The 6,123-nt window shown below is 53.3% G+C and carries 11 protein-coding genes; all 11 read right to left on the bottom strand.

Annotated features, from left to right (window positions below):
- Positions 1–144 precede the first annotated feature (144 nt).
- On the bottom strand, positions 145–528 hold the full coding sequence (gene rplQ / locus AB5Y51_RS07685) for a 50S ribosomal protein L17 (RefSeq protein ID WP_005307999.1): 384 nt from the start codon (positions 526–528) through the stop codon (positions 145–147).
- A gap of 43 nt (positions 529–571) precedes the next feature.
- Entirely contained in the window at positions 572–1,561 is a 990-nt protein-coding gene (rpoA, locus tag AB5Y51_RS07680) for a DNA-directed RNA polymerase subunit alpha (RefSeq protein ID WP_005307997.1), read from the bottom strand.
- 25 nt (positions 1,562–1,586) lie between these two features.
- Positions 1,587–2,207, bottom strand: coding sequence for a 30S ribosomal protein S4 (gene rpsD, locus AB5Y51_RS07675; protein WP_010672568.1), 621 nt, complete (start codon positions 2,205–2,207; stop codon positions 1,587–1,589).
- A 39-nt stretch (positions 2,208–2,246) separates the two neighbouring features.
- A complete protein-coding gene (gene rpsK, locus AB5Y51_RS07670) occupies positions 2,247–2,636 on the bottom strand; it encodes a 30S ribosomal protein S11 (protein ID WP_005319702.1) in 390 nt (129 codons plus the stop codon).
- A gap of 14 nt (positions 2,637–2,650) precedes the next feature.
- The gene (gene rpsM, locus AB5Y51_RS07665; RefSeq protein WP_005307991.1) at positions 2,651–3,007 is read right to left on the bottom strand and encodes a 30S ribosomal protein S13; all 357 of its coding nucleotides are present in this window, start codon (positions 3,005–3,007) and stop codon (positions 2,651–2,653) included.
- A 139-nt stretch (positions 3,008–3,146) separates the two neighbouring features.
- Positions 3,147–3,260: a 50S ribosomal protein L36 gene (rpmJ, locus tag AB5Y51_RS07660; protein ID WP_005319705.1), complete on the bottom strand. Its 114-nt coding sequence runs from the start codon at positions 3,258–3,260 to the stop codon at positions 3,147–3,149.
- Between the two features lie 27 nt (positions 3,261–3,287).
- The gene (gene secY, locus AB5Y51_RS07655) at positions 3,288–4,616 is read right to left on the bottom strand and encodes a preprotein translocase subunit SecY (RefSeq protein WP_010672567.1); all 1,329 of its coding nucleotides are present in this window, start codon (positions 4,614–4,616) and stop codon (positions 3,288–3,290) included.
- A gap of 8 nt (positions 4,617–4,624) precedes the next feature.
- Complete coding sequence (gene rplO / locus AB5Y51_RS07650; protein ID WP_005307987.1) at positions 4,625–5,062, bottom strand: 50S ribosomal protein L15; 438 nt, start codon at positions 5,060–5,062, stop codon at positions 4,625–4,627.
- 2 nt (positions 5,063–5,064) lie between these two features.
- Entirely contained in the window at positions 5,065–5,244 is a 180-nt protein-coding gene (gene rpmD, locus AB5Y51_RS07645; RefSeq protein ID WP_005307985.1) for a 50S ribosomal protein L30, read from the bottom strand.
- A 6-nt stretch (positions 5,245–5,250) separates the two neighbouring features.
- Positions 5,251–5,751: a 30S ribosomal protein S5 gene (gene rpsE, locus AB5Y51_RS07640; RefSeq protein ID WP_005340605.1), complete on the bottom strand. Its 501-nt coding sequence runs from the start codon at positions 5,749–5,751 to the stop codon at positions 5,251–5,253.
- A gap of 14 nt (positions 5,752–5,765) precedes the next feature.
- Positions 5,766–6,119, bottom strand: a complete 354-nt coding sequence (rplR, locus tag AB5Y51_RS07635) for a 50S ribosomal protein L18 (RefSeq protein WP_010672566.1) — start codon at positions 6,117–6,119, stop codon at positions 5,766–5,768.
- Between the last annotated feature and the right edge of the window lie 4 nt (positions 6,120–6,123).

Here is a 6,123-nt window from a genome sequence, read left to right as displayed (position 1 = left end):
CAGTAGAGGCAGTAGAGGCAGTAGAGGCAGTAGAGGCAGTAGAGGCAGTAGAGGCAGTAGAGGCAGTAGAGGCAGTAGAGGCAGTAGAGGCAGTATCAGAATCCACTAAAAGAAAAGCCGGGACAAGCCCGGCTTTTTCTTTTATCACTCAGCAGCTGCTTCAGCAGCGGCCGGGCGGTCTACCAGCTCAATGTAAGCCATAGGAGCGTTGTCGCCAGCACGGAAACCGCATTTCAGAATGCGAGTATAACCGCCGGCGCGCTCCAGGTAGCGCGGGCCCAGTTCATTGAACAGCTTAGCCACGATCGCGTTATCGCGAGTACGGGCAAATGCCAGGCGACGATTAGCAACGCTATCAGTCTTGGCAAGGGTGATCAGCGGTTCAACTACACGACGCAGCTCTTTTGCCTTAGGCAGAGTCGTCTTGATGATCTCATGACGAACCAGGGAGCTGGCCATGTTGCGGAACATAGCCTGACGATGGCTGCTGTTCCGGTTCAGTTGACGACCACTCAAACGATGGCGCATGACCTTATCCTTCTAACTAAATCTGTGAAACCCGTAATCTGGATTACTCGTCAGCGATGCTGGCGGGCGGCCAGTTCTCAAGGCGCATGCCAAGAGACAGACCACGGGAGGCCAACACGTCCTTGATCTCAGTCAGGGACTTCTTACCGAGGTTAGGAGTCTTAAGCAACTCAACTTCGGTACGCTGTACCAGATCACCAATATAGTGGATAGCTTCTGCCTTCAGACAGTTCGCTGAACGAACTGTCAGCTCCAAATCATCGACAGGACGCAGCAGAATCGGATCAAACTCGGGTTTCTCTTCTTTCTTCTCGGGCACGCTGACATCGCGCAGATCCACGAAGGCTTCCAGTTGCTCTGCCAGAATAGTGGCGGAACGACGGATGGCTTCTTCCGGATCCAGAGTACCATTGGTCTCCATGTCGATAACCAGCTTGTCCAAGTCGGTGCGCTGTTCCACACGTGCCGCCTCGACATTGTAGGCAATGCGAACGATGGGGCTGAACGCGGAGTCCAGCAGCAGGCGACCGATGGGACGCTCTTCATCATCGTTGTGAACACGAGCAGAAGCAGGCACATAACCACGACCGCGCTGAACTTTCAGGCGCATGCTGATCTCAGCATTTGCACCAGTCAGGTGGCAGATTACGTGCTCCGGGTTTACGATCTCGACTTCATCACCGTGAGTGATATCACCAGCGGTAACGGGGCCTGTTCCAGACTTGGTCAGGGACAGAGTTACCTCGTCCTTGCCTTCCAGCTTCACAGCGATACCTTTCAGGTTGAGCAGGATTTCAAGAATGTCTTCCTGTACACCTTCTTTGCTGCTGTACTCGTGCAGTACTCCGTCGATCTCGACTTCAGTAACCGCACAACCGGGCATAGATGACAGCAAAATACGACGCAGGGCATTGCCCAGCGTGTGGCCAAAGCCACGCTCAAGCGGCTCGAGAGTCACTTTCGCGTGAGTCGGGCTAACTTGCTCGATGTCAACTAGCCGCGGTTTAAGAAAATCTGTTACAGAACCCAGCATTGTGTCCTCTCTTTAGAAGCTAGCTTTACTTGGAGTAAAGCTCGACGATCAGCTGTTCGTTAATGTCGGCAGACAGGTCGGAACGCTCCGGCAGGCGCTTGAAGGCACCTTCCATCTTAGCAGCGTCAACCTCTACCCAAGTCGGCTTCTCGCGCTGACCAGCAACTTCCAGGGAAGCTTTGATACGCGCTTGCTTCTTAGCCTTCTCGCGAACGCAGATCACGTCCTCAGGGGATACCTGGAAAGAAGGAACATTCACAACGCGGCCGTTTACCATGATGGCTTTGTGGCTCACCAGCTGACGAGATTCAGCACGAGTGGCGCCGAAGCCCATGCGGTAGACGACGTTGTCCAGACGACCTTCCAGCAGCTGCAACAGGTTTTCACCGGTGTTACCCTTTTGACGGGCAGCGTCGCGGTAGTAGTTGCGGAACTGTTTTTCCAATACGCCGTAGATACGACGTACTTTTTGTTTCTCGCGCAGTTGCACACCGTAGTCGGACAGACGCGCTTTACGCGCACCGTGTTGACCAGGAACGGTGTCAATCTTGCACTTAGAATCAATCGCACGAACACCAGACTTCAGGAAGAGGTCGGTGCCCTCACGACGGCTAAGCTTAAGCTTAGGACCGATATATCTTGCCATCTTCTTTCTCCAACAATCCTAGACCAAGTAGCTACAGCGTTACACGCGGCGCTTCTTGGGAGGACGACAACCGTTGTGCGGGATCGGAGTCACATCAGTAATGTTAGTGATGCGGAAACCAGCCGCGTTCAGAGCGCGGATGGAAGACTCACGACCGGGACCCGGACCTTTGACCATGACTTCCAGGTTCTTCACGCCGTATTCTTTGGCGATCTCACCAGCACGCTCAGCAGCTACCTGGGCAGCAAACGGAGTGGACTTACGGGAACCACGGAAACCGGAACCACCAGAGGTAGCCCAAGACAGAGCATTGCCCTGACGGTCAGTAATGGTCACGATTGTGTTGTTGAAAGATGCATGAACGTGCGCAATACCGTCGCTCACTTGCTTTTTAACGCGCTTGCGAGCACGAGTCGGAGTTTTAGCCATTTTCTACCTTCCCGTTACTTCTTGATAGCCTTGCGCGGACCCTTACGGGTACGAGCGTTGGTCTTGGTACGTTGACCACGAACAGGCAGGCTACGACGGTGACGCAAACCACGGTAGCAACCCAGATCCATCAATCGCTTGATGTTCATGGAAATCTGACGACGCAGGTCACCTTCGACGGTGAATTTACCTACTTGTTCACGCAGACTCTCGATCTGAGCTTCGTCCAGGTCTTTAATTTTCACATTCTCAGCGATACCGGCTGCGGCACAGATGGCCTTGGAGCGGGTACGACCGACGCCATAAATAGCAGTCAACGCAATGACTGCATGTTTATGGTCAGGAATGTTAATGCCAGCGATACGGGCCACTATTCACTCCTACATATAGTAGATAACGACCACCACAAAGCCCGTGAGCGGATACGTGGCGGTCAACCAATACACAACAAAAGTTGGCTGGCTATATTAGCCAGCACAACTATTTGTTGCAAGTACTAACCGTAAAAAATTAGCCTTGGCGCTGTTTATGCTTTGGCTCGCTGCAAATCACACGCACCACACCGTGACGCTTGATGATTTTGCAGTTACGGCAGATTGCCTTAACGGAAGCACGAACTTTCATTGCTTAACTCCGTAACTACGCCGACCTTTAGCGGCCGTAGCCCTTCAGGTTGGCCTTCCTCAGGACGTCGCCATATTGATGAGACATCATATGGGTCTGAACCTGAGCCATGAAGTCCATGATAACTACCACGATAATCAGCAGCGAGGTGCCACCGAAGTAGAACTGTACGTTCCAGGCAGTCATCAGGAACTGGGGTACCAGACAGATAAAGGTAATATAGAGCGCACCTGCCAATGTCAGGCGAGTCATAACCTTATCGATGTAACGTGCTGTCTGCTCGCCCGGGCGGATCCCCGGGATAAAGGCTCCACTCTTCTTCAGGTTATCTGCTGTCTCGCGGGGGTTGAACACCAGCGCGGTATAGAAGAAGCAGAAGAAGATAATGGCTGCTGCATAGAGCATCTCGTACAAGGGCTGACCCGGCTGCAGGACCATAGAGACCTGTTGCAGAATGTCAGCGATCTTGCCCTCGCCCTGACCAAACCAAGAGGTAATGGTACCCGGGAAGAGGATGATGCTGGATGCGAAAATCGCAGGAATCACACCGGCCATATTCACTTTCAACGGCAGGTGTGTGCTTTGCGCAGCGAATACCTGGCGGCCTTGTTGACGCTTGGCATAGTTAACGACGATACGACGCTGACCACGCTCCACGAACACCACAAAGTAAGTCACAGCGAAAACAATCAAGCCCAGCAACAACAACAGCAGGATGTGCAATTCCCCTTGACGTGCCTGTTCGGCCGTAGCGCCAATGGCATGAGGCAGACCGGCGACGATACCTGTGAAGATAATCAACGAGATACCATTACCAATCCCACGCTCGGTAATCTGTTCACCCAACCACATCAAGAACATGGTACCGGTGACCAGACTCACAACGGCTGTGAAATAGAAGCCCAAACCCGGATGAGTCACGAGTCCTTGCATCATATTCGGCAGACCTGTTGCAATACCAATGGCCTGGAACGTTCCCAAAACCAGCGTGCCCCAACGGGTATATTGGCTAATCTTGCGACGGCCGGATTCACCTTCTTTCTTGAGTTCAGCAAGAGCAGGGTGAACCACAGTCAGCAGCTGGATAATAATCGACGCCGAAATGTACGGCATGATCCCCAGTGCAAGAATAGAAGCACGCGAGAGTGCACCACCACTGAACATGTTGAACATCTCAATGATGGTGCCCTTCTGTTGTTGGAACAACTCGGCCAGTACGGCGGCGTCAATACCAGGGATCGGCACATAAGAGCCTGCACGGAACACGATAATTGCCCCGAGAACGAAGAGCAGACGGCTCTTCAGTTCGCTCAGACCACCTTGTGCTTTAACATCCAATCCTGGTTTCTTAGCCATTGTACTGATTATTCCTCGATTTTACCGCCAGCGGCCTCGATGGCTGCACGTGCACCCTTGGTGACGGACAGACCACGAACGGTCACAGCACGGTCAATGTTGCCAGACAGAACAACTTTAGCGAACACGATGTTTTTGGTAATAACACCGGCTTGCTTCAGAGTGCTCACGTCGACCACATCACCTTCTACCAGGGCGATTTCGTTCAGGCGCACTTCGGCAGAAACCAAAGATTTGCGAGAGAAGAAACCGAACTTCGGCAGACGGATTTTCAAAGGCATCTGGCCGCCTTCGAAACCGTTGCGGACCTTGCCGCCACCGGAACGAGAGGTTTGACCTTTAACACCACGACCACCGGTCTTGCCCAGACCAGAACCGATACCACGGCCCGGACGGTGCTTGACGCGCTTGGAGCCAGCGGCCGGAGACAGAGTATTCAGACGCATGCTTAGCCCTCCACCTTAACCATGTAATAAACCTGGTTGATCATGCCGCGTACGCAGGGAGTATCTTCCAGCTCAACGGTGTGACCAATGCGACGCAGACCCAGACCACGCAGAGTCGCCTTGTGCTTTGGCAGACGGCCGATAGAGCTGCGAGTTTGAGTTACTTTTACAGTGTTAGCCATGTCGCATTACCCCAGAATTTCTTCAACGCGCAGACCACGCTTGGCCGCGATCTGTTCCGGTGATTGACCGTGAACCAGAGCGTCGACAGTTGCGCGAACAACGTTGATTGGGTTGGTGGAACCGTAGGTCTTGGCCAGCACGTTGTGGATACCGGCAACTTCCAGTACGGCACGCATGGCGCCGCCTGCAATGATACCAGTACCTTGGGAGGCCGGCTTCATGAACACGGTGGAACCAGAGTGAACGCCACGCACCGGGTGGTGCAGGGTGCCGTTGTTCAGCTCAACCTTGTTCAGGTTACGCTTAGCCTGTTCCATCGCCTTTTGAATGGCGGCCGGAACTTCACGGGCCTTACCGTAACCGTAACCTACACGGCCGTTACCATCACCCACCACGGTCAACGCGGTGAAGGACATGATACGACCACCTTTAACAGTTTTCGAAACACGGTTTACTGCAATGAGCTTTTCTTGCAGTTCGCCGGCTTGAGATTCGACTTTAGCCATCTTCGACTCCTAGCTTAGAACTGAAGACCAGCGTCACGAGCAGCGGCAGCCAGAGCGGCTACACGACCGTGATACTTGAAACCGGAACGATCGAAAGATACGTTCTGAACGCCTTTGGCAATAGCACGCTCAGCGATAGCCTTACCTACAGCGGTAGCAGCATCTGCGTTACCGGTGTATTTCAGAGCTTCACTGATGGCTTTCTCTACTGTGGAAGCAGAGGCCAGAACTTCGGAACCGTTGGCTGCAATAACCTGCGCATAGATATGACGCGGGGTACGGTGAACAACCAGACGGGTAGCTCCCAGTTCCTGCATCTTTTTCCGAGCACGAGTAGCACGACGGAGACGAGCTGCTTTCTTGTCCATAGTG

Source organism: Aeromonas sp. R7-1 (genome assembly GCF_040908115.1).
Classification (GTDB): domain Bacteria; phylum Pseudomonadota; class Gammaproteobacteria; order Enterobacterales; family Aeromonadaceae; genus Aeromonas; species Aeromonas caviae.
The sequence above is the reverse complement of the archived record's forward strand: the minus strand, read 5'-3'. Positions and strand labels throughout refer to the sequence as shown.

What these genes read in the sequence shown, in the direction of transcription:
- rplQ (WP_005307999.1), bottom strand. Translation starts at nt 528, where the DNA reads ATGCGCCATCGTTTGAGTGGTCGTCAACTGAACCGGAACAGCAGCCAT.
- rpoA (WP_005307997.1), bottom strand. Translation starts at nt 1,561, where the DNA reads ATGCTGGGTTCTGTAACAGATTTTCTTAAACCGCGGCTAGTTGACATC.
- rpsD (WP_010672568.1), bottom strand. Translation starts at nt 2,207, where the DNA reads ATGGCAAGATATATCGGTCCTAAGCTTAAGCTTAGCCGTCGTGAGGGC.
- rpsK (WP_005319702.1), bottom strand. Translation starts at nt 2,636, where the DNA reads ATGGCTAAAACTCCGACTCGTGCTCGCAAGCGCGTTAAAAAGCAAGTG.
- rpmJ (WP_005319705.1), bottom strand. Translation starts at nt 3,260, where the DNA reads ATGAAAGTTCGTGCTTCCGTTAAGGCAATCTGCCGTAACTGCAAAATC.
- secY (WP_010672567.1), bottom strand. Translation starts at nt 4,616, where the DNA reads ATGGCTAAGAAACCAGGATTGGATGTTAAAGCACAAGGTGGTCTGAGC.
- rplO (WP_005307987.1), bottom strand. Translation starts at nt 5,062, where the DNA reads ATGCGTCTGAATACTCTGTCTCCGGCCGCTGGCTCCAAGCGCGTCAAG.
- rpmD (WP_005307985.1), bottom strand. Translation starts at nt 5,244, where the DNA reads ATGGCTAACACTGTAAAAGTAACTCAAACTCGCAGCTCTATCGGCCGT.
- rpsE (WP_005340605.1), bottom strand. Translation starts at nt 5,751, where the DNA reads ATGGCTAAAGTCGAATCTCAAGCCGGCGAACTGCAAGAAAAGCTCATT.
- rplR (WP_010672566.1), bottom strand. Translation starts at nt 6,119, where the DNA reads ATGGACAAGAAAGCAGCTCGTCTCCGTCGTGCTACTCGTGCTCGGAAA.